General features: G+C 62.7%; 19 protein-coding genes. 12 read left to right on the forward strand and 7 right to left on the reverse strand.

The window, feature by feature from the left end; translation table 11 throughout:
- The first annotated feature begins 258 nt into the window (after positions 1-258).
- A complete protein-coding gene (locus U3654_RS08850; RefSeq protein ID WP_324754971.1) occupies positions 259-1,677 on the forward strand; it encodes a hypothetical protein in 1,419 nt (472 codons plus the stop codon).
- Between the two features lie 39 nt (positions 1,678-1,716).
- Here U3654_RS08850 and U3654_RS08855 read toward each other — a convergent pair whose 3' ends face one another.
- The gene (locus tag U3654_RS08855; protein WP_324754972.1) at positions 1,717-2,613 is read right to left on the reverse strand and encodes an alpha/beta hydrolase; all 897 of its coding nucleotides are present in this window, start codon (positions 2,611-2,613) and stop codon (positions 1,717-1,719) included.
- Between the two features lie 243 nt (positions 2,614-2,856).
- Positions 2,857-3,303 carry a MarR family winged helix-turn-helix transcriptional regulator gene (locus tag U3654_RS08860; RefSeq protein WP_324754973.1) on the reverse strand — a complete coding sequence of 149 codons (447 nt, stop codon included), beginning with the start codon at positions 3,301-3,303 and terminating at the stop codon, positions 2,857-2,859.
- Positions 3,304-3,392: 89 nt separating this feature from the next.
- On the opposite strand from U3654_RS08860, the gene U3654_RS08865 reads away from it, so the two are divergent.
- From U3654_RS08865 to U3654_RS08885, 5 genes are all read left to right on the forward strand, one after another.
- Positions 3,393-4,085 carry a DUF899 family protein gene (locus U3654_RS08865; RefSeq protein WP_324754974.1) on the forward strand — a complete coding sequence of 231 codons (693 nt, stop codon included), beginning with the start codon at positions 3,393-3,395 and terminating at the stop codon, positions 4,083-4,085.
- Positions 4,086-4,139: 54 nt separating this feature from the next.
- Positions 4,140-4,511 (forward strand): DUF1428 domain-containing protein, encoded by a 372-nt coding sequence (locus U3654_RS08870; RefSeq protein WP_324754975.1) that lies wholly within the window; start codon positions 4,140-4,142, stop codon positions 4,509-4,511.
- On the forward strand, positions 4,508-5,296 hold the full coding sequence (locus U3654_RS08875; protein ID WP_324754976.1) for a VOC family protein: 789 nt from the start codon (positions 4,508-4,510) through the stop codon (positions 5,294-5,296). The genes U3654_RS08870 and U3654_RS08875 overlap by 4 nt, the downstream gene beginning before the upstream one ends.
- 148 nt (positions 5,297-5,444) lie before the next feature.
- On the forward strand, positions 5,445-5,744 hold the full coding sequence (locus U3654_RS08880) for a DUF6958 family protein (protein ID WP_324754977.1): 300 nt from the start codon (positions 5,445-5,447) through the stop codon (positions 5,742-5,744).
- 34 nt (positions 5,745-5,778) lie between these two features.
- A complete protein-coding gene (locus U3654_RS08885) occupies positions 5,779-6,339 on the forward strand; it encodes a VOC family protein (protein ID WP_324754978.1) in 561 nt (186 codons plus the stop codon).
- A gap of 118 nt (positions 6,340-6,457) precedes the next feature.
- Here U3654_RS08885 and U3654_RS08890 read toward each other — a convergent pair whose 3' ends face one another.
- Positions 6,458-7,072 carry a LysE family translocator gene (locus U3654_RS08890; protein WP_324754979.1) on the reverse strand — a complete coding sequence of 205 codons (615 nt, stop codon included), beginning with the start codon at positions 7,070-7,072 and terminating at the stop codon, positions 6,458-6,460.
- A 147-nt stretch (positions 7,073-7,219) separates the two neighbouring features.
- On the opposite strand from U3654_RS08890, the gene U3654_RS08895 reads away from it, so the two are divergent.
- From U3654_RS08895 to U3654_RS08920, 6 genes are all read left to right on the forward strand, one after another.
- Positions 7,220-7,816, forward strand: coding sequence for a FecR family protein (locus U3654_RS08895; RefSeq protein ID WP_324754980.1), 597 nt, complete (start codon positions 7,220-7,222; stop codon positions 7,814-7,816).
- Positions 7,813-9,654: an adenylate/guanylate cyclase domain-containing protein gene (locus tag U3654_RS08900; RefSeq protein ID WP_324754981.1), complete on the forward strand. Its 1,842-nt coding sequence runs from the start codon at positions 7,813-7,815 to the stop codon at positions 9,652-9,654. Before U3654_RS08895 ends, U3654_RS08900 begins: the two co-directional genes overlap by 4 nt.
- Positions 9,651-10,349 carry a Crp/Fnr family transcriptional regulator gene (locus U3654_RS08905; protein ID WP_324754982.1) on the forward strand — a complete coding sequence of 233 codons (699 nt, stop codon included), beginning with the start codon at positions 9,651-9,653 and terminating at the stop codon, positions 10,347-10,349. The genes U3654_RS08900 and U3654_RS08905 overlap by 4 nt, the downstream gene beginning before the upstream one ends.
- A gap of 307 nt (positions 10,350-10,656) precedes the next feature.
- Positions 10,657-11,331: a hypothetical protein gene (locus tag U3654_RS08910; protein ID WP_324754983.1), complete on the forward strand. Its 675-nt coding sequence runs from the start codon at positions 10,657-10,659 to the stop codon at positions 11,329-11,331.
- Positions 11,300-12,766 carry a DNA polymerase Y family protein gene (locus U3654_RS08915; RefSeq protein ID WP_324754984.1) on the forward strand — a complete coding sequence of 489 codons (1,467 nt, stop codon included), beginning with the start codon at positions 11,300-11,302 and terminating at the stop codon, positions 12,764-12,766. The genes U3654_RS08910 and U3654_RS08915 overlap by 32 nt, the downstream gene beginning before the upstream one ends.
- Entirely contained in the window at positions 12,766-16,068 is a 3,303-nt protein-coding gene (locus U3654_RS08920) for an error-prone DNA polymerase (RefSeq protein WP_324754985.1), read from the forward strand. Before U3654_RS08915 ends, U3654_RS08920 begins: the two co-directional genes overlap by 1 nt.
- Before the next feature lie 207 nt (positions 16,069-16,275).
- On the opposite strand, the gene U3654_RS08925 is transcribed toward U3654_RS08920, so the two are convergent.
- From U3654_RS08925 to U3654_RS08940, 4 genes are all read right to left on the reverse strand, one after another.
- Positions 16,276-17,955, reverse strand: a complete 1,680-nt coding sequence (locus U3654_RS08925; protein ID WP_324754986.1) for an MFS transporter — start codon at positions 17,953-17,955, stop codon at positions 16,276-16,278.
- A 625-nt stretch (positions 17,956-18,580) separates the two neighbouring features.
- Entirely contained in the window at positions 18,581-18,826 is a 246-nt protein-coding gene (locus U3654_RS08930) for an NnrT protein (RefSeq protein WP_324754987.1), read from the reverse strand.
- Complete coding sequence (locus tag U3654_RS08935) at positions 18,823-18,999, reverse strand: hypothetical protein (RefSeq protein ID WP_324754988.1); 177 nt, start codon at positions 18,997-18,999, stop codon at positions 18,823-18,825. Before U3654_RS08935 ends, U3654_RS08930 begins: the two co-directional genes overlap by 4 nt.
- 1 nt (position 19,000) lies before the next feature.
- Positions 19,001-20,899, reverse strand: coding sequence for a nitric oxide reductase activation protein NorD (locus U3654_RS08940; protein ID WP_324754989.1), 1,899 nt, complete (start codon positions 20,897-20,899; stop codon positions 19,001-19,003).
- Between the last annotated feature and the right edge of the window lie 3 nt (positions 20,900-20,902).

Below are 20,902 nucleotides of genomic sequence, written 5' to 3' on the forward strand. Positions count from 1 at the left end.
GGCATGATGCCCGCACGAATGCAGCCGGCGTGTCAGCCCCACTCGGACGCGGCGGACTGAGTACTGCCCTGTGGCCGTCTGGCCTTGCAGTCACGACAAACTTCGCCGGTATCGGGCTGACGACCAACAACACACACTCTAGCAAATGAACATCGCAGGACTCGCAGCTTCATGTCTCAGATTGTCACAAACAGCCCGCGTATTCTGCGCAGACACCTCCTGCTCGGTCAGAACGTTTTTCACTCCCGATCAGTGCTTATGGCGGATATTGATCCCGGTGGGCTAAGCGGATTGACAAGACGCAAGCTGCGTACCAATTCAGCGGGCGGATTTCAGAGGTTTTTCGATGCCAAGCATCTGCCGCACGAGCGCAACGACCTGACCAATGGCGCACCCGCGCCGAGCGCCTGTGACGACCTGGCGATTTCTCACACATTGCTGGACGCCGTGCTCGCGATCGAAACGCGGGCGTTGTCGATCATGGGCCAGAGCCGCGAAATCGGCTACAGCGCCACGGATACCAGGGCAGATGGCACTATGGTGCTGATTTGGGCCTCCACGCCGATGTCGCGAGACGCGCTGAACGTTGCGCTGATCGGGCTGGCCGAACTTGCCGGCGTGCCTATTCCGGGAGCTGAGTCCTTTGCAGATGAGCAGGAACGCTTGATGTCGCGTGCTGCGCGCAGGCGGCTGGACGCACAAACCCTCGATCTGCAAGCGGCGGCAGCCGCCAAGGGCATCGCGCAGCGCATTTCGGACGGGCAACTGATCCTCGGAGAAGGCGCGCGCCAGTGCCGGCCACACGACGTCGCACCACCCACGACCGCGAGCGATCAGCATCCGGCCCGAATCATGCGCCCCACGCCAGAGGCGGCCGAAACGGCAGACACAGGCATTGCTGACGGCGATCTTTCGCCCGCACCGTACCTGCGCCTTGTTCCACGCGAGGTCGCAGACCCTCAGAATGCTCAGGCGGTTCTGGAACGCATCTATCCGGACCCGCAAGATGCCGTTATTCCGTCGCTGGTTTTCGCAGGCGACCGCGCCACCGGGTCAGCAGCCCAGCAAGCTGGGGTGTTGTTGGAGGAGGCCGGGTTTTGCGTTGGCGTGGCGCTGAAACGGGGTGTCGTGCTGGCTGGCGCGCATCTTGAGCCGCCGGAGGGCCGTATCACCCGCGCGCCTGCGATGCTGCTGCGCGATCCCTCGCTAGAGGCGATAGTAACGGCGCTGTCCCTGCGGCGCATCGTCAACTATGGCCTCGGCTTTGCGCGCTGCGACGGCGCTGCACTGCAATTGGATCCCACCACGGATCGATCCGTCAGCGAGCGCGGCATCGACGTGCTGCTGCGCGCCTGTTGTGGCCCCTTCACGCTGGACAGCCGTCATCCTGTCCGCCGGATGCTGACCGAAAAGATCGGCCCGGGCCGGGTCATTCTGGTATCCCAAACGCCGGACGATCCCGAAGTGATCAATCATGTGGCTGCGGGTGGGCTGGCCGCCACGCGTCAATGGGGCGCGAGCGGACCGCAAGTCAGGCTGCTGCGCCGCGACGGCGTTCTGGCCAGCGCACCACTGGAGAGCCGTGCCCACACGCGCGAACGTCTGATCTACGCCGGCATACATGCCTTCGCACTGGTGCAGGCGGTGGGCCTGTTGAAAACTGGAACCGCTGCATAGACGGCCTGATCGCGCGTGATGCGCGGCTCGCAGGTCGGTCTAAAATCCCATCGCTTCGATCATTTCGTTGGCGGTCAACATGCCGCGCCCGCTGTGGCCGACATCGTCGGCATAGACCAACTCCCAGTTAAAGGGCCAGCCATGCTGGGCTGCGGCACGCTTGGCCGCCTCAAACGTGCGCTGTCCACGATCAACCCGGTTGTCGCCCTGCCGCACAGCCTGCTGATTCATCGTCAGATCCTTGGCTCCGGTATCTTCTGATCCCAAAAAGATCGTGACGGGCGCGGCTAGATAAGCGCGCAACCATTGCTCGGCCTGATCCTCGGGAATGCCACCAAATCCATAGGGCGCGGCCTCGTCCTCGGTCGGCAGAACGTAGGTCGACGGGTTGGCGATGATGATGCGCTCGACATTATCCGGCAGGTCATAGGCCGCGACCCGCGACAGGAACTGCCCACCCGCCGAATGCCCAAAAAGATAGCTCTGGGCGTCTGGCCGCCCTTCCTGAGCGCGCGCCCAATCGACCAGATCGTCGACGACATCCGTGGTCCAGCTGTCTTCGGGCAGCATCTTGCCGTCATGCACCAGGCCGCCGCGGTGATAGCTCCAGTTCGGGAAACGGTCGTCGTCAAACAGCGGGGCGTAGACGACGAAACACCCCCGATCTGCCAGATCGCGCGCCGATTTCAGATAGGATTGCGCCCCGCGCCCGTTGCCGTGAAACACCATGAGGATCGAAGGCGAGGCGCAGTTTTGCGGACGATAGGTGAACACCTGAAATTCGCGCCCCGCCACATTGGCCTGTACGCGCGCAAGTTCCCCGGTCCCGGCCTCTTGAGCCGCGACAGTCAACGGAACCGCTCCCGCGACCAGCAGCGCCGTCGCGAGGCCCGTCTTCGGATGTGCAGGGCAACCCGGATTTGACCATATGAACATGTCGGTCGTCCTTTTGTTCGCGATCACAGCGCTTGGCATCACAGCATTTAAATGAGTGTGGCAATCAGATCTGCGGATTTCAAGACGCAAGAGCGGTCACGCTTTTGCGGGCTGGCTGGCCCCGCCGCTGCGATGAACCTGCCCCGATGAACCGTCAACAGACACGGACATTGCGGCGCGACCCGCGGTGCATGAGCCCGATATCTGTTCGCCCGAAATCTATCACATGTCGTCCGGTTGCCGTCACGACTGGCTTTCCGGTTCAACCACCGCGATAGTTGCCAGCGCGTTCAGGTCTGACCGAAGGGCGTCGAGATTCCCCGTCAGAACGCGCTCGATCTCTTCGTGGGTCTTGATCCAGATCGGGATCGCCTGTTCCAGCAGGGCCAGCCCATCTTCGGTCAATGTCAGCCGACGGGCACGACGATCCTTGTCGTCGGGTGTCACGTTCAGCAGCCCTCGCCGCTCCAGCGGCTTGAGGTTTGCCGTCAACGTGGTGCGATCCATCGCCAACAGCTGCGCGACCGATCCAACCGTCGGCGGCTCGGGCCGGTTAAGCGAGATCAACAGCGAAAACTGGCCACTTTTCAGACCGACGGGACGCAGGGCATCGTCGAATCTGCGGGCGACCGCGCGGGCGGCACGTTGCGTGTGTAGGCACAGGCAAGAGTCCCGGACCCGCAGGGTCATGCCGAAAGTGGCGTGTTTGGGAGGATTTATTGACACGCCAGAATATAAGTTGATATCAACTTAACTGTCAAGAGAATCGGAGGAAGACCATGACAGACAATCTGACCTCTGCGCCTGAGCTTGCCGCGCGATCAACGGCACGCTGGCCGAACGAGAGTGCCGCCTACCGCACTGCACGCACGGCACTATTGGCCGAAGAGATCGAGTTGCGCCGCCATATCCAACGCGTTGCGGCCCAGCGCCGCGCCCTGCCGCCGGGCGGCAAGGTGCCTCAGGACTATGCGTTCGAGGGCAAGGGTGGACCGATGAAGCTGAGCGAGATGTTCGGCGATCACGATACGCTCGTCCTCTATTCGATGATGTATGGACCCGACCGCAAGCAGGGCTGCCCGATGTGCTCGGCCATGCTTGATGCGTGGGACGGCGAGGCACGGCACATCGAACAGCGGGTGGCGCTGGCTGTCATCGCCCGCTCGCCTATCGAGCGCATTCTGGCCTACGCGAAGACGCGTGGATGGACCGGGCTGACATTCTATTCCGACCCGTCTGGCGACTTCACCGCTGACTATGTAGGCGAACGCAACGCCGACATGCCGGCCTACACCGTCTTTCGAAAACTGGACGGTGAGGTCCGCCATTTCTACAGCGGTGAGGGTGGCAGCGAGGTCGCCGATCCGGGTCAGGATCCGCATGGCGCGCCCGATCCTAACCCTCTCTGGAATATCCTCGACACCACGCCCGAAGGACGCGGGACTGACTGGTATCCCAAGCTGGATGACTGACACCTGAGCGGTTCCTGAAATGACGGAACGACGCCAAAGAAAGGGGCAAGACACATGAGTTACATCAGCGGATTCATTATGGCGGTGCCTACGGCCCGCAAGGAAGACTACCGAAAGATGGCAGCAGACGCCGCCGAAATGTTCAGGGAATACGGCGCCACCGAGATGATGGAGGCCTGGGGCGAGGACGTGCGCGAGGGCAAGGTCACCGATTTCAAGCGCGCAGTGCAGGCCCGCGACGATGAAACCGTGGTGTTTTCGTGGATCGTCTGGCCTGACCGGGCGACTGCCGACGCCGCCGAGCGAAAGATGCAAGATGACGAGCGGATGAAACCGCCCGCCGATCCGCCATTCGCGATGGACCGGATGATCTTCGGCGGCTTCGCACCGATTTTCGAAATGGGACGCCAAGGAGAAAAGTCATGACCAACAAGGATGGAACCCCGATCTGGTATGAACTGATGTCACACGCGCCCGACCCTGCGCAAGACTTCTACGGTGCGGTGATGGGCTGGGCCTTTGACAAGCCCGCAGGTGGCATGGAACGCGACTATCGCACCTTCGCCGCGACCGATGGCGAGGGCGTCGGCGGGGTCATGAAGGCGCCCGAAGCCGCGCCATTCGTCCCGATCTGGGCGGTCTATTTCGGCGTTGCGGACGTCGATGCGGCAGCCGCAAAGGTGAAATCGCTCGGCGGCAGCGTCGATATGGAGCCGCAGGATATCCCCGGCGTCGGTCGCTTTGCCTTTGTCGCCGATCCGCAGGGCGCGCGTTTCTACCTGATGCGCGGCGACAGCGACGCCGACAGCACCGCCTTCGCGCCGATGAAGGAGGGGCATTGTTGCTGGAACGAACTGGTGACGAGCGATCAGGTCGCCGCGCTCGATTTTTACGGCAAGCTCTTTGGCTGGAAGAAATCAGGGGCGATGCCGATGGGCGAAAGGGGCGACTATACCTTTATCGGCGAGGGCGACGACATGATCGGCGCGGTGATGACCGCGTTCGAAACTGATGCGACGCCGTTCTGGAACTTTGCCTTTACCGTGCCCGACATAGATATGGCAAAGACCGCGGTCGAGACCGGCGGTGGGACGATCACCCACGGACCGGTCGAGTTGCCCGGCGATCAGGGCGACTGGATGATCCAGGCCAACGACCCGCAAGGTGCCAAGGTGATGTTTGTTGGCAAGCGTAAGGAAGGTGCACGATGACGCGGGATCGAAAGCACAGCGTTGAGTTCGATGACGATAGTGCGGCCGCCGGGAAACACGGAGGCCGTTTCAAGGCAAAATTGCTGACCGGCGGGGGCAGCTATGAGGTTTAAGAGCTGCAAGATCGACACTCTGAGAGGGCAACAGAATGGCTGAGTCATCAGGCAAGATAGAGATCGAGAATGTAAACTGTCCGGGACGCGTCGAGCGTGTTGCCAAGGATAAGTACGAGGCAATGAAGACAGCGTATCTCGCCGTCATTCCGCAGACCAAACCGGGTGCGACAACGGCAGAATTGAAAGAAAGATTGCTTGCGAAACTGCCGGACGCGCTGTTTCCGGGCGGCGCGAAAGCCGGGTGGTGGATGAAGGCCGTGCAACTCGACCTCGAGGCCAAGGGCGTTGTGGCACGCGAAAACACAAAACCGCTTCGCTTTCACAAGATCTGAAATTCCCCGATACGCTGGCACAAGGAGGCCCACCATGACAACGACACAGAAAATCACGACTTTCCTATGGTTCGACAGTCAGGCCGAGGAGGCGGCGGAGTTCTACACCGGCCTCTTCCCCGACAGTCAGATCCAAGAGACGACTCGCACCACCATGGACTACCCCGGTGGCAAGGAGGGCGATGTGATCACCGTCGCCTTCACGCTGTCGGGCCGCAGCTTCATCGCGATGAACGGCGGGCCGGGGCATCCCTTTACCGACGCGATCTCACTTTCCATCGACTGCGCCGATCAGGCCGAGGTGGACCGCTACTGGGACGCGCTATCAGACGGCGGCGAGCCGATCATGTGTGGCTGGGTGAAGGACCGCTTTGGCCTATGTTGGCAGGTCACGCCGCGCATTCTGCCCCAACTTCTGGCCGATCCGGACCCGGCCAAGGCGAAGCGCGTGATGGAGGCGATGACGGCGATGATAAAAGCTAGACGTGGGCGCGCTGAAAGCAGCGGCAAAAGGAGGCGCGCAATGAGGCAAGCGAACCTTCCTTCCGCAGCTTGGGACAATCGCGCCCATTTGGACGATCCCTTCAAGCGGTGACTGACAGAAATCGGTAGCTGAGCCCGAGGAACCGACCGATTTGGCGCCTATGGGGGGTGAGTGTTCGAGCTTATGACTGGCCGCCCATAGCCCAGCGATTGTTGATCTGCACAGCATTCTAGAAGGACTGTGCAATCCCCCAAAGGCCCAGAGCGCAAAGGGCCGTCCCACAGCTGCGATCCACGAACCTTATGGTGCCGGGTCGGTTCAGCTTGGCCATGGCCAGATACGGGGTATAGGCGGCTGCGCATGGCAGTAATGCCGCGGAAAGGAACGCTCCGACGGCTTGGGGGGACAGTGTGTCGGCACCCAGAAACACTGGCGCAACAGAGACGAAGAAGATCACCGACAGTGGATTTGAAAGAGCGATCAGAAACGCGCCAAAGATGGTTCGGATATGTCCCGCGGGGGCGATATGCCCACAACCGGCCAGTTGTGGCGCGGGGACGGTTCGCGCGCGCAGCATCCCCATGCCCAGTGCCAGCAGGACAATTGCGCCGATCAGATGCAGGGTCGGCCCGTCCAGCTGAACGATCTCGGGCGCCCCCAGAACGATCAGAATTGCCAGCATGGCCAGAGCTGCCCGGGCGAGGATCACACCGCTTAATGCGCAAATGCCGCCAGCTAGGCCGCGGCGCGCGGACTGCGCCAGAACGACCGCCGCGTTCGGGCCCGGTGTCAGGCTACACACGAAGTTCATAATGGCAAAAGCGATCCAGGTTTCGATGGTCATTGATCTCATCCCCCGACGATGGGGAGAGTTTTTGCCGGTTCGTGCCGCCGCGTCTGTGATCCGGTTCACACCATGGGCATACGGGCACGCCCTGATGTGGTATAATTTGACGCATCGGTCGGCAGGCAGAGCGAAAGGAATGGTGCGATGAAATCAATGCCTTGGGTCTTTGGTGCATTTTTGCTGGTATTTGCATCACCCGCACTGGCGCAATCGGATGCGCCCTGCGTCCTCAGCAGGGTCGAAGGGACCACGTCTCACGTTCTGCGCGAGGGGAAGTCCCTTCCGGCGCAAAGCGGCATGGGCATCATATCGTCGGACTCTCTCAGAACGGGCGACGCGTCGCGGATGACGCTGCACTGCACAAGTGGCGTCGTGGTGACGATTGGTCCCGATACATGGATCGCGGTCGACAAAGTCGCCCCTCAGCAGGGCGAGATACGCCTTTTCGACGGGATTGCCGGGTTCGTGCTGAATTGGCGCAAACCGGGCGTGTTCCAGATACGCACGCCATCGGCGATTGCAGCCGTTCGGTCCACCGAATGGGCGATGCAGGTCAAGTCCGGCGCGACGTCTGTGTTCGTGCGCGATGGCAGCGTCGATGTTACCGCGCGCAAGGGAGGTGCCTCACTCGGCCCCGGCGACGGGATCGACGTATCGGATCAAAGCGTGGCCGAGCCCGTCAAGCGCTGGGGGCAGGCCCGGATTGATCTCTGCAATGAATTGCTCGGCCACTACTGGTGAGGCGCGCGCCGGTCTTTCGCCGCCTCAGCCGCCTGCTTTTTGGCCTTGCGGTGGGCGCCGCACTGGCAGCGTCGCTTTGGCATCCGGGCGACAGCAGCGGGTTCTGGGGCGGGATCGAAGGGCGGTTCGTTGACGCGCGGTTTGCGCTGCGCGGGCCTCTGCCTGCACCCGACGGCGTCGCGATTCTGGCTCTGACGGATTCGGATATCAACCGGCTGGGCCAGTTTCCACCACCGCGAAGCGCCATAGCAGACGCGGTGGATGCGGCCACCGCTGGCGGCGCGCTGGCCGTAGCGCTGGATCTGCTACTGGTGCAGACGACACCGCAGGACAGCGCATTGATCGCCGCCCTCGCCCGGAATGGCCGGTCGGTTCTGGCCATCGCCGCCAGCAACACCCCCCAGGCGCAGGGGCGTTCGGACGCCTTGCAACGCAGCGGGTTCGATATCATCATAGGCGCGCCGGACGTCGTGCAGGGTCATGCGATGCTGGGGCCGTCCGAACAGCTCGCTTCGCCCGCAACCTTCGGCCATGTCAACGTCATCACGGATACGGACGGTGCACTGCGCCGGTTGCTTGCGGTGGCCCCTTTTGGGCCTGAGAGGGATGTGATCCTCGTTCCGAACCTTGCGATCGCGGCCTTGCGGCAGACCAATGCGGGCGCACCGCTGGAGCTGCATCTTGGCGCGAGTGGCATGGTCAAGGGCGCAGGCCACACGCTGTTGCTGGATCGCGGCGGTGCAATACCGCTGGTCTATTACGGCGCGGCGGGGACAATCCCCACATGGCCGCTGGCCGAGGCCGGGACTGCCGATCTTGCCGGGCGCATAGTCTTTGTCGGGGCGACTGCGCAAGGGATCGGAGACCGCCATGTCACGCCGTTCGACCCCAACTTTGCGGGGGTCGAGGCCTATGCAACCCTTGCCGCCAATGCCATCGAAGGGCGTACCTTGCGGCGGGATCCGGTGGCTTGGATGGCCGATATTGTCATCGCGTTGATTGCGGCATGGGCCGCGTTCGCCGCTGCCAGCATCGAGCGCCCTGTCCTCGCAGCACTGGTTGCGACCGGGGTGATCCTGTCTGCCGCCGCGTTTCTTCAGGGTGCCTTTGTTGCGGGCTGGTGGCTGGACGGCGCAACGCTGCTGATGGCGCTGGCCGCAGGACTGGCAGGCGGATCGACGCTACGCCTGCTGCACCACCGGCGCCGGGCCGCGAACCTGAGACAGTATCAATCGCCAATTCTGGCAGACATGTTGGCAATGGAGCCGCACCCCACGTTTGATCGACGCGCACAGGAGGCGGCGGTGTTGTTCGTTGACGTTGTCGCCTCGACCGCGCGGGTTGAGGCGGTCGGCCCCTCCGGCGCGGCCGATTTCATGGCCGAATTCCACCGCAGGGTCGAGCGGATGGCAACGCGTCACGGCGGCATGGTCGAGCAATTCGCAGGCGACGGCGCGATGGTGATATTCGGCCTGCCACAGCCGCGACCCGGCGACGCCGAGGCGGCGCTCAGCTGCATGGCGGCACTGCGGGGCGCGATGAAAGAGAGCAAACCCCCAATCGAGGTGCGGATGAGCGCGCATTACGGCCCGGTTCAGGCGGGCGTTCTCGGCGGTGACGCGCATCGCCATGTCACTGTCACCGGCGCCGTGGTCCACGCCGCAAACCGCTTGCAAGATTTCGCCCGTGACACTGGCGCGGTCATCGCGGTGTCGCAAGATTTGCTAAATGGCAGCGCCGATGGCCAAGGATGGATACAGCGACTGAACCTGGCCGATCGCGCCACGCAATCCCTGCGCGGCTTGTCGGTGCCGGTCCATATTTGGGCGGCGACATGAGCACCCGCGCCAATGCCGCCAAGCGGCTGGGCGAGACGGCGCTCTTTGCCGGTCTTGCCCCCGATGTTCTGGACATGCTGGCCGCTCAGGCCGTAACGGAACACTGGCCGCGCGGCGCGCTATTGTTCCAGAGCGGCGATCCCGCCGACGGGCTGCGCGTCGTCGAGGGTGGCCTGCTCAGGGTCTGGGTGTCCAGCGCCGAGGGCCGCGAGATCACCCTGACCCTGCTAGAGCCGGGCGATGCACTGGGCGAAATCGCGCTGCTGGACGGCGCGCCGCGTAGCGCCAGCGTGACCGCAATGGACGGCGCTACCACCCTGCTGATCCGCCGCCCGGCCTTTCTGGCAGTGATGGAGTCTGACGCCGCTATTTGCCACCATATCATCGCGTTGCTGTGCGAGCGGCTGCGCTTGTCGACCGATCATGTGGGCAGTATCGCGCTGCTACCCCTGCGCCAGCGGGTCGCTGCAAAGCTCTACCAACTGGCGCAATCCCATGCCGTGCCCGATGGCAAAGGCGCAAGGTTTTGCCGCCGCTTCAGCCAGGCCGAACTGGCGGACATGCTGGGTGTCACGCGTGAAGCCGTGAACAAGCAGATTGCCACCCTCGTCGCGGATGGGCTGATTTCGCTTCAGAGGGGGATGTTGCATATCACCGATCTGGATGCGCTTCCCGGCGGGCGGGATCGCGATTAACCGGGCCATTCTTTGCCTGGGGTGCCCGAAGGCAGGGCCAATTCGGGCTTGCGGAACAGGCCGTTGCAACGTGGCGATAGCGAGGCGTGACGCAAGCTCATCGGCGGCAGGTTTCTCGGAGCACAAAAAATCCATCTTCGCGTAATCAGCCAGCCGCTACAGCGATAGAAGTCTTTGATATGTCTGACATAAAGCAAAAAAACCGGTTTGCGAGACACCCGCCCTCTCGAGGTGACCAGAGGATTCTGAGTTGTCGACACTTGATCGAGGGTTTAGAACGTATAGTGAACATCTATTGGAATCACTCGTGCTGTGCGACTCTTCGATCATACGAAACAGCGACATTGCGACGCCCGCACTGACAGAAGGCCGCGCTCTGTCCGAGGTCTTTGCGACCAGTGCGGCGGATGCGGCCTGTGTGGGATTTGGGCTGGCCCGGCTGCCTCGCGGCGCTGCGCCTCTTTTCTGGGTGCAGGACAGGCTTTCGCGGCAGGAGACGGGCCTGCCCTATCTGCCCGGTCTGCATGGTCGGGCAATCATCCGCGTCAATGTGAGCCGTCCAATCGATGTGCTCTGGGCGATGGAGGAAGCGCTGAAATGCTCATCCCTCGGCGCGGTAATCGGCGAGATATGGGGAAATCCAAAGACGCTGGATTTCACCGCGACCAAGCGGCTGGTGATGCGCGCGGAACGTTACGAAGTGCCTTGCTGGTTGATCCGGCGCGCGGCCTCGCCCGATCTGAGCGCGGCGCGCGACCGTTGGCGGGTGACGTCGCTGCCGTCGCTGCCGCATCCGGACGATCCAAAGGCCCCCGGCGATCCGCGCTGGCAGGTGGAACTGTTTCGCTCGCGTTACAGGCAGCCCGGTACATGGGTCGCGACCTATGACCGGGCGGCGGATCGTATCGATATGTCTGCCCCATTTCGCGATGGAGCGGTGGCAGAAAAAGATGGACCGCGCGAACGTCGCGCCGCCCGATGATGTGGCCGTCGTTCTGGCGACCGAAGGTCAGCATGGCCCCGTGATTCACGCCACCAACCGCGCCGCGCGTCTGATGGGCGCCAGCGCCGGGGCGCGCGTGGTGGACATCAAGGCCGTCTGCCCCGATCTGCAGGTGGAATATGCCGATATCGCGGGTGATCAACTGGCACTGGAACGCCTGACCCTTTGGGCGCGGCGCTGGTGCCCGTGGACTTCTCCGGACGGTGCGGACGGTCTGATCCTTGATACGACTGGCGCGGACCATCTGCTGGGCGGAGAGGCGGCCATGCTGGTCGATATCGAAACCCGCCTGTCTCTGCTGGGTCTGAGCGCCCGGATCGCGGTGGCGCCGACATGGGGCGCGGCATGGGCGCTGGCGCGATATGGGCCGGTCAGGGCGATCTGCCCGGTGGATCAGATGGCCGCGCAGCTTGCGCCATTGCCGGTCCCTGCCCTGCGCCTGAACGAGGCCACATTGCTTTTGCTGCGCCGTCTCGGGCTCAAGACCGTGGGCGATCTGGCCAAGGTGCCGCGCCTGTCCCTGACCCGACGCTTTGCGCGCGCGGCACTGCATGCCAATCCGCTGCTGCGGCTGGATCAGGCCATGGGGTGTCTGGCCGAACCTGTCGCCAGCAAGGAGGCGCGCCCAAGGATCAAGGCGCAGTCCCAACTGCCCGAACCGATACAGGATCCGACCGCCTATCTGCCGGAACTCTGCGAGAATCTCTGCGCTCAACTGACGCTGCACGGCCTTGGCTGTCGCCGCCTTTCTCTGACTGTCTTTCGCACCGATGGCGAGGTCAGCACGATCACGGCGGCCACAGCCGCTCCCAGCCGCGATCCCGGCCATCTGCGCCGCCTCTTTGACGACAAGCTGGAGCGGATCAATCCCGGCTTCGGCTTTGATTTGATAACGCTCGAGGCGGCAATTGTGGAGCCGGTCGAGAGTATCCAGACGCGGCTGGGCGGCGGATCAAACGAGGATCTGCAACTGCCGCATTTGATCGACCGCCTTGTGGCACGCTTTGGTGAGCGGTCCATCAAGCGCCCCGTGCTGAATGCCAGCCACCTGCCCGAACGCGCCCAAAGGGTGATCGGCGCCTTGCAAGAGGTCGACAGCACGACGGCACCCCTGATCAAGGAGCGTCCCATCCGCCTGCTCTGGACACCCGAACAGGTGCGCGTCGTCTATGCCGTCCCGGAAGGTCCGCCGGCGCAATTCATCTGGCGCAGGCAAACCCACAAGGTCGCGCGCTATGCCGGCCCCGAACGGATCGCCCCCGAATGGTGGAAGGACCGCCCCGGCACACGGCTGCGCGATTATTTCAAGATCGAGGATCAGACCGGCAAGCGTCTGTGGCTTTATCGCGAAGGGCTGCATGAGGACGGGCGCGGCGGTGATCCGCGATGGTTCATCCACGGGATGTTCGCGTAATGCCCGAGATGGACAATCAACGCCCCAGACGCACGCTGGACGAGGACGGGTTCACCCCCAACCCGCGCGCCGAGTTCATCGAGCTGGGCGTCACCACCTGTTTTTCATTCCTGCGCGGCGCCTCGGATGCGGTTGATCTGTCCGCGACCGCCTGGGCGCAGGGGCATGACGCGCTGGGTGTGGCCGATCTGAACACCATGGCCGGTGTCGTGCGACTTCATGCCGAAGCACTAAAGGCGTGTTTACGTCCCGTGATCGGGTGCCGCCTGCATCTCGTGACTGGCGAGGAATTTCTGGCCTATCCGCAGGACCGCGACGCCTATGGGCGGCTGTGCGAATTGCTGTCCAAAGGCAAGATGCGCGACACAAACGGCGACTGGCAGGCCAAAGGGGCCTGCGACATTTCGCTCGATGATCTGGCCGCCCATGCGGACGGGGTGCACCTAATCGCGCTGCCGGGCGACGACCTCAACCTGTTTGCCGCTGGCCTGCGCCGCCTGAGCCGCGCCTTGCCGACACTGCGCCATATCGCGGCAAGCTATCTCTACCGTGGCGATGACCGTGCCCGGATCAACCGGCTGGATGCCTTGGCCCGCCAGCACGGCCTGTCGATACTGGCCACTAACGACGTGCATTATCATGCACCGGACCGCCGCCCCTTGCAGGACGTGATGACCTGCGTCCTGCACCGAACGACCATTACCAAGGCCGGATACCTGCTGCACGTAAATGCCGAGCGGCATCTGAAATCGCCCGCGCAAATGGTCCAGCTTTTCGCGGAATGGCCACATGCGATCCGGGCCACCCGCGAGGTCGCGGATGCCTGCACCTTCGATCTGCGTCAGCTGTCCTACGAATACCCGCAGGAAACGATCCCCGAGGGACGCTCACCCCAAGAATACCTGTGCGAACTGACATGGGCAGGTGCGGTCGAGAGGTATCCAGATGGCACCCCCGCCAAAGTGCGCGCCGCATTGGACAAGGAGCTGGCGCTGATCGGCAAGCTCGACATCGCGCAGTATTTCCTGACCATCCACGATATTATCCAGTTCGCCCGGCATCAGGTCAGCCCTCCGATCCTGTGTCAGGGGCGCGGCTCTGCCGCCAATTCCGCTGTGTGCTACGTGTTGGGCATCACGGCGGTCGATCCGGACAAGAACGACCTGCTGTTTGAGCGTTTCATCAGCGAGGAACGTATCGAGCCGCCCGATATCGACGTTGATTTCGAACATGAGCGGCGCGAGGAGGTGATCCAGCATATCTACACCAAATATGGCCGCGACCGCGCCGGGCTGTGCGCGACCGTCATCCATTATCGCCCCCGCATGGCCGTGCGCGAGGTGGGCAAGGTGATGGGTCTGTCCGAGGACATCACCACCGCCCTCGCCAAGACAATCTGGGGCAGTTACGGGCGCGAGGTCGGAGCCAAGGAAGCCGCTGAGGCGGGGCTTGATCTGCGCGATCCGCTGATTGCCCGCACGATCAGGCTGGCTGACATGATGATCGGGATGCCGCGCCATCTGTCGCAGCATGTCGGCGGTTTCATCCTGACCGAAACGCCGCTGACCCGGACCGTGCCCATTGGCAACGGCGCGATGAAAGAGCGCAGCTTTATCGAATGGGACAAGGACGACATCGACGAGCTGCGCATCCTCAAGGTCGATGTGCTGGCGCTTGGTATGCTCACCTGCATCCGCAAGGCGTTTGATCTGATTGCGGCGCATCACGGGCCACGGTTCGATCTGGCAACGGTTCCCAAAGAGGACCGCGCGACCTACGACATGCTGTGCAAGGGCGACAGCTTGGGCACGTTTCAGGTCGAAAGCCGGGCGCAGATGAACATGCTGCCCCGTCTGAAACCCCGCGCATTCTATGATCTGGTCATACAGGTCGCCATCGTGCGGCCCGGCCCGATTCAGGGCGACATGGTGCATCCGTTTCTCAGGCGGCGCAGCGGCAAGGATAAGGTGGAATACCCGTCGCCGGGGCCTGCGCATGACCCCGATGAGTTGCGCAACATTCTGGGCCGCACCATGGGTGTGCCTATCTTTCAGGAACAGGCCATGAAGATTGCGATGGTGGCTGCTGAATTCTCTCCGAAAGAAGCGAATGAGCTCCGCAAGGCCATGGCCACCTTCCGGTCTCGCGGCACAATCGAAGCTCTAGAAGAGAAAATGGTCGGCCGGATGATCGGGCGGGGATATGATCCTGAATTTGCAAACCGGTGTTTCAATCAGATCAAGGGGTTCGGGGATTACGGCTTTCCCGAAAGCCACGCTGCCAGCTTTGCGTTGTTGGTCTACATTTCCAGTTGGATCAAATGCCACTATCCGGACGTCTTCTGCGCCGCGCTGATGAATTCGCAGCCGATGGGATTCTACGCCCCCGCGCAGATCGTGCGAGACGCGCGCGAACATGGGGTCGATATCCGGGCGCCCGACGTGAATTACAGCGATTGGGACAACACGTTGGAGCCTACCGGCGCGGGCGCTTTCGCTGTGCGTCTTGGTCTGCGGCAGGTGGATGGCGTGCCCCAGGCGATTGCGGAGCAGATGATGCAGGTTCGCGATGTGCCTTTTACGGACCTGCAAGACCTCAAGACCCGCGCAAAAGCTGACGCAGGCACGATCCGCAAACTGGCCGCCGCCGACACGTTTCGCTCGATGGGGCTGGATCGCAGGCAGGCGCTCTGGGACGCGCGCGCGCTTCGCGATGCCCCCGACCTGCCGCTGTTTCTGGACAGCGCGGATGAGGGCAACGAGACGATGTTTGCCCTACCTCAGATGCCCATCTGCGAACATGTCGTGGCGGATTACCAGACGCTGCGACTCTCGCTCAAGGCGCATCCCATGGCGTTTCTTCGGCGTAGCATGTCAAGGCAGGGCTATACCCCGGCGCAGGATCTTTTCAATATGCGCAGCGGACAGAGCGTATCACTGGCTGGGATCGTGCTGATCCGCCAACGTCCCGGCAGCGCCAAGGGCGTGTGTTTCATCACGCTGGAGGACGAGACAGGCGTCGCCAATCTGGTCGTCTGGCCCAAGGTGATGGAGGCGTTCCGAAAGGCCATCATGCAATCCCGCCTGATCGATATTCGTGGCGTGGTGCAACGCAGCGAGGATGTGATCCATGTCGTCGCACACCGGCTGACAGATCGCAGCGACGCATTGGACCGGCTCTCGAACGATGTCATGGACGTCCCTCTCGCGCGCGCCGACGAAGTGCGCAAAGCGCTGCCCAGCGGAACGCATCGCCACCCCCGAAATGTACGGATCATCCCGAAATCGCGTGATTTTCACTGATCGGAGGATCACAGGAATTCTACAATTCAAAGCATCCGCATTTTTGCAATTGGCGGCTATACGCTACATTCAACAGCGCAGCGGGTCCGGACGGTAGACCTCACGCGCACCCCCGCCCATGGGCTAACGCTACTTCAGGAGAGCCGCCCTGCCGGGCAGCTATCAGGGCTAATTTTATTGCCAAACACTTCTTGCGACCATCGCAAGCTATGTCCAATCCGAAGGATCTGTTTTCTGTGGCCCTGAATGGGTCGCCAACGCTTCACCGCCATGTTCCGGTTTCAGTGCCAGATCGTCGCGCAGTGGCACAGTCTGGCGTTCGATCATCCGGTGGACGATCGGGCCGTTCGGGCCGCGATGCAGCCGTCGCAGTAGATCCGACAGTTCTGCGTCCAACTGGGTCCGCCGTTCATTATGGCGCACGTATTCTCCCCAAGTGGGAACGTGATAACTCTCGCTCCAATGCTCGGGGTGTTGCAGGTCGCGCAATAGCGCCCATTGCTGCGCGCCATCGCGGATGCGCACGCGGCGGCGTCTGCTCATCGCGGCCAGAAACTCGGGCACATCCGACTGATCGATCTCGTAATCCACCATCACCATGACCGGACCGCTGCGATAAGTCAGATCAAACCGCAACGTCGGCTCCTTGAACCGGCCCAGCGGGTCAAGGTTCAGCCCATGTGATTCCGGCAAAGGCAGACGCAGACCGATCAGCGCGCCCACGATCAAAAGGCCGGCCACCAGCGCCAACGTGGGCGACGGGCCAACCCGTTCGGACATCGCGCCCCATATCCAGCTGCCCGCCGCCATCCCGCCAAACGTGCCGGTCTGATATAGCGCAAGTGCGCGCCCGACGACCCAACGCGGAGTCGATAGCTGCACCGTCACGTTGAACATCGACAGCGCCAGCACCCAGCACGCCCCGGCCAGCGCCAGCGCCGCGCCACTCAGCGACGCATAGCTGCTGATGGCCAGCAAAAAGCAGCTGGCAGCAAATCCGACAAAGGCACCGCGCGCGATGATCTCATTCTTGAACCGCTCGCGCAGGCGGGCATTCATCAACGCACCACCAACAGCCCCCACCCCAAAACAGCCCAGCAAAACGCCATAGATAAACGCCGTGCCATGCAGCGTCTCGCGCACCACCACGGGCAATAGCGCCAGCAGGACGATACCCGTAAGGCCGAACCAGAACCCCCGCAATATGACGTGCAGCAGGTTCGGCGACATCGCGACATAGCGCAGACCGGCCGAGAACGCGCTGCCCATCGGCTCTCGCGGTAGGTGCATGTCGCGCGCCGGTGCCTTCCAACGCAAAAGCGCGAGGATGATCGCAATATAGCTAAGCGCGTTCACGGCGAACGCCGCTGCTACCCCGGCCAGCGCCACGATGGCACCGCCCGCCGCCGGTCCGACGCTGCGCATGAGGTTAAAGCCCATGCTGTTAAGCGAAACAGCTGTCGGCAATTCCTCGCGCGTGACAATGTCGCCCATCGTCGCCTGCCAGGACGGGTTGTGCAGCGCCGTGCCGCACCCGATCAGGAACGTGAACGCCAATAGCAGCCAAGGCGTGAGCAATCCCTGAAACGCCATGATCGTCAGTCCGACCGAAACGACGAACATGAAGCCCTGCGCGATCAGCATCACGCGACGCCGGTCGAAATTGTCGGCAAATACGCCGGCCAGCAAGGAAAACACCATGATCGGGAGCGACACGGATCCCTGCACCAGTGCCACCATTCTTGGTGAGTCAGACAGGGTGGTCATCATCCACGCAGCCCCGACCGCCTGCACCAATCCCCCAAAGTTCGACGCAAGGGCCGCGATCCAGAGCGAGCGGAACGTCTGATTGCGAAAAAGTGTCAGGGATGAGGGGCGGTCCGGCACATCGGGGCTTTCGTATTGGCAGGCGCCTTAACTGGTGGCCGGCGCCTTGACGGTATCGCTGACATCCAGCGGCGACAAGTCAGGTAAGGCCCCCATGTCTTGGAAAACTCCTTGATGCCCAGATCGACGCCCGCGCCCACTCGGAATATCGGGAGCACTCTAGCCTCGCGACCGCTTCACCCTCAGCCCGTCTGTGCGATTCTAGGCCACATCCACTTGCGCTGCGCCTTCGGCCTGCAGCCTCACGCGATCGTCGACAAAGGCTGCCGTGGCGCGCGCGCAATCCGCGCCCCAATATCCAGCTTTGGCCCCGCATAGGCGGGCACCTCGAACCGGGCGCTGCCGGTGATCTGTGCGTCCTCCGTGCGAACCGCCCACATCAACGGCTGGACACAAGAGCACCCTGACGCGTGCGCCAGACGAGCGGTAATCTCATAATATCTAAGTAATCTAAGTAGCTTATCGCATTAACCTGATGTCGGCTTTAGCTGATCGCCAGACCGCTAAAGCCTATGCAATGATCTACTCGTCACGGCCCGTACGGCACAGGTCTCTCGTCTTCGGCATATGGAAATCTTTCCATGAAAGCCAAAAAAGTCCTCAAAAACGGGGAAGAGCAACAGACTTACTGAGCTTCTGTGGCCTCGCCGTCCGCGCGATCCATCAACCCTCTTATATGGCGCGCGAAAAGCCAGGTCATCGGGATGCCCAGTACACATCCGCCGACCACAGACCAACCGGGGGTCAGAACCGGCAGATCGACCCACGAGAGTATCAGCCCGGCAAAAAACAGGTTGATCGCGACCGCGCCCGCGCCGAACGGATAGAGCAGCAGCGTGATTTTACCTATGCCCCAACCCGCCCGTTTCATCGCCGCCGCACCAGCAGATGCACCGCGAGAAGCGAAGCCAGCAGCGCCAACGACGCCGCAAGGAACCACCATTCCGCTGTAGCCGATTGCGGCTGTGGGATTGGCCGCTGAAAGGCTTCGGCATGGGCCAAGGCCGGAAAGGTGGTGGCGATTATGGCTACTATTCTCAGCATATCAGGTCTCCTGTGTCAGGCTGCGGTAGATGTCGGGCAGCACGCGGGTCAGCTTGTCGGGGCGCGGCAGCAAATTGAAACCACCACGCCCGAAAATGCGCGCGAACCAGTCCTGCCCATCCTCGTCGATGATGATGCCGTGCAGAATCTGGCCGCGCCTGCGCGCCTCGGCGACGGCCATGTGGCTATCCTCGATGCCGTGCTGGCCCTCGTAGTGATCCAGATCGTTGGGCTTGCCGTCGGTCAACACGATCAGCAGTTTGCGCGCGGCAGTTTCGTTATCCAGCATAGCGCTGAGGTGGCGGATGGCAGGGCCGAGGCGCGTGTAATGCCCCGGCTTTAGCGCACAGATATTGTCGATGATGGCCGGGCTCATCGGTTGGTCAAAACGTTTGCAGCGGGTCAGGAAGACCCGGTCTCGCCTCAGCGACGAAAAACCCCAGATGCCCAGCCGGTCGCCCGCCGCATCTATGCCGCCCGCCAGCGCCGCCAGCGCATCACGCGCCACGTCGATGACGCAAGTATCGCCCACAGCGGATTCAGTCGAGCGTGAGGTGTCGATCAGGAATGCCACCGTCAGATCCCGCTGGGTTTGGCGCGCGGATTGAAACACGCGGTCGTCGCAGCGGCCTGTCGCGCGCAGGTCGATCTGCGCAGCGATGGCGGCGTCCAGATCCAGCTCGGACCCGTCGATCTGGCGTGGCTGCAGGATGCGGCGCGGGCGCAGCACCTCGAATTGGCGGCGCACCTCGCTCATCCGCTTGGCGTTAGGCACGAACCCGTTGTCGGGGTCGGGTTGCACGTCTGCCTCCAGCACGCGGCAATGGTCCTGCATGTAGCTGCGCGAGCGGTGGTTCCACTCGGGGTAGGTGAACTCAGCCGACAGGCGTTCATGGTCGGCATCCGCCGGGGACAGGTCCAGATGCAGGCGCAGCCGCGTGGCAGCGCGGCGGTCGTTTTTGGACAGGGTAATGTTATCCTGATCCTCTGCCGCCTTTTGCGCGTTTTCATCGTCGTCGTCGTGGATGGACCGATTCAGGTTCATGGATTCGACCCACGAGAGGATCGATTCAAACCGGTGCATGATAAAGCTGTCCTTGCGGTTGGCCTGATCCTGATCCTTGCGCAGGCCCAGCTTGCGTGTCGTCGTGGCGGCGGCTGCCGGAATTTCGGCCACGTCGTCGTGCAGATCATCGGCACCAGCGCCGCTGCCAGCGAGGTGGAAGTCCAGCCAGATCGGCACGGGCGCAAAGGGCATGTGCCCCCGGTTTGATATGCTATCAACCGTTGCGGGCGGGGTATCGCCGCTAAGCGCGCTTCGCACGGCATCCTCTACGGCCGCCTCTGACGCGGGCAAGCGGACGCGCGGACGAGTGGCGAGGATATGCGCGATCATCGCGGCATATTCAGCGCGCAGCCCGGGGCATTGCGCATGGGCCTTGTGCGCAGCGGTCAAATTCTCGCGGATCATGGAGAGGTCGCGCGCCGCCCCTGCCCGCCCACCGGCGTCCAGCGCCGTAGGTTCGCACAGCGCGGCCAGCGCGGTCAGCCAGAAATATGCGGCACGGTTGAGGGCATGCACGGGAAAGGCGTCGATCATTGGCGGCAGGCGCAAACGCTCGCCATCAAAAGCAGGCTGGTAAAGCTTGTCGCGCTCGGTCGCCAACTTGCGCGCGTAGGACCGACGGTGGGGTGCAACAATGGCAGGCGCCTCGCACAACTCGACACCTGGTTGCCCGCCAAGGGCACGGAACATCATCGTCAGGCTGGGGCGAATTGCGGTGAGGCTGGCCGCCTCATCGGGATAGCACGTGTGCGCACCGATCCCCACGGCGTAATCGTGCCAGATGTTGCCGACCGCCTCTTCGGGGTCCATCAGATCGAGGGGACGCAGCGCCATGAT

Source organism: Roseovarius sp. Pro17, assembly GCF_035599575.1.
In the GTDB taxonomy this organism is placed as follows: domain Bacteria; phylum Pseudomonadota; class Alphaproteobacteria; order Rhodobacterales; family Rhodobacteraceae; genus Roseovarius.

Coding starts and splice junctions, on each gene's coding strand:
- U3654_RS08895 (WP_324754980.1), top strand. CDS start 7,220: ATGAAATCAATGCCTTGGGTCTTTGGTGCATTTTTGCTGGTATTTGCA.
- U3654_RS08855 (WP_324754972.1), bottom strand. CDS start 2,613: ATGTTCATATGGTCAAATCCGGGTTGCCCTGCACATCCGAAGACGGGC.
- U3654_RS08905 (WP_324754982.1), top strand. CDS start 9,651: ATGAGCACCCGCGCCAATGCCGCCAAGCGGCTGGGCGAGACGGCGCTC.
- U3654_RS08870 (WP_324754975.1), top strand. CDS start 4,140: ATGAGTTACATCAGCGGATTCATTATGGCGGTGCCTACGGCCCGCAAG.
- U3654_RS08930 (WP_324754987.1), bottom strand. CDS start 18,826: ATGAAACGGGCGGGTTGGGGCATAGGTAAAATCACGCTGCTGCTCTAT.
- U3654_RS08885 (WP_324754978.1), top strand. CDS start 5,779: ATGACAACGACACAGAAAATCACGACTTTCCTATGGTTCGACAGTCAG.
- U3654_RS08935 (WP_324754988.1), bottom strand. CDS start 18,999: ATGCTGAGAATAGTAGCCATAATCGCCACCACCTTTCCGGCCTTGGCC.
- U3654_RS08880 (WP_324754977.1), top strand. CDS start 5,445: ATGGCTGAGTCATCAGGCAAGATAGAGATCGAGAATGTAAACTGTCCG.
- U3654_RS08865 (WP_324754974.1), top strand. CDS start 3,393: ATGACAGACAATCTGACCTCTGCGCCTGAGCTTGCCGCGCGATCAACG.
- U3654_RS08890 (WP_324754979.1), bottom strand. CDS start 7,072: ATGACCATCGAAACCTGGATCGCTTTTGCCATTATGAACTTCGTGTGT.
- U3654_RS08915 (WP_324754984.1), top strand. CDS start 11,300: ATGGACCGCGCGAACGTCGCGCCGCCCGATGATGTGGCCGTCGTTCTG.
- U3654_RS08940 (WP_324754989.1), bottom strand. CDS start 20,899: ATGGCGCTGCGTCCCCTCGATCTGATGGACCCCGAAGAGGCGGTCGGC.
- U3654_RS08920 (WP_324754985.1), top strand. CDS start 12,766: ATGCCCGAGATGGACAATCAACGCCCCAGACGCACGCTGGACGAGGAC.
- U3654_RS08850 (WP_324754971.1), top strand. CDS start 259: ATGGCGGATATTGATCCCGGTGGGCTAAGCGGATTGACAAGACGCAAG.
- U3654_RS08875 (WP_324754976.1), top strand. CDS start 4,508: ATGACCAACAAGGATGGAACCCCGATCTGGTATGAACTGATGTCACAC.
- U3654_RS08860 (WP_324754973.1), bottom strand. CDS start 3,303: ATGACCCTGCGGGTCCGGGACTCTTGCCTGTGCCTACACACGCAACGT.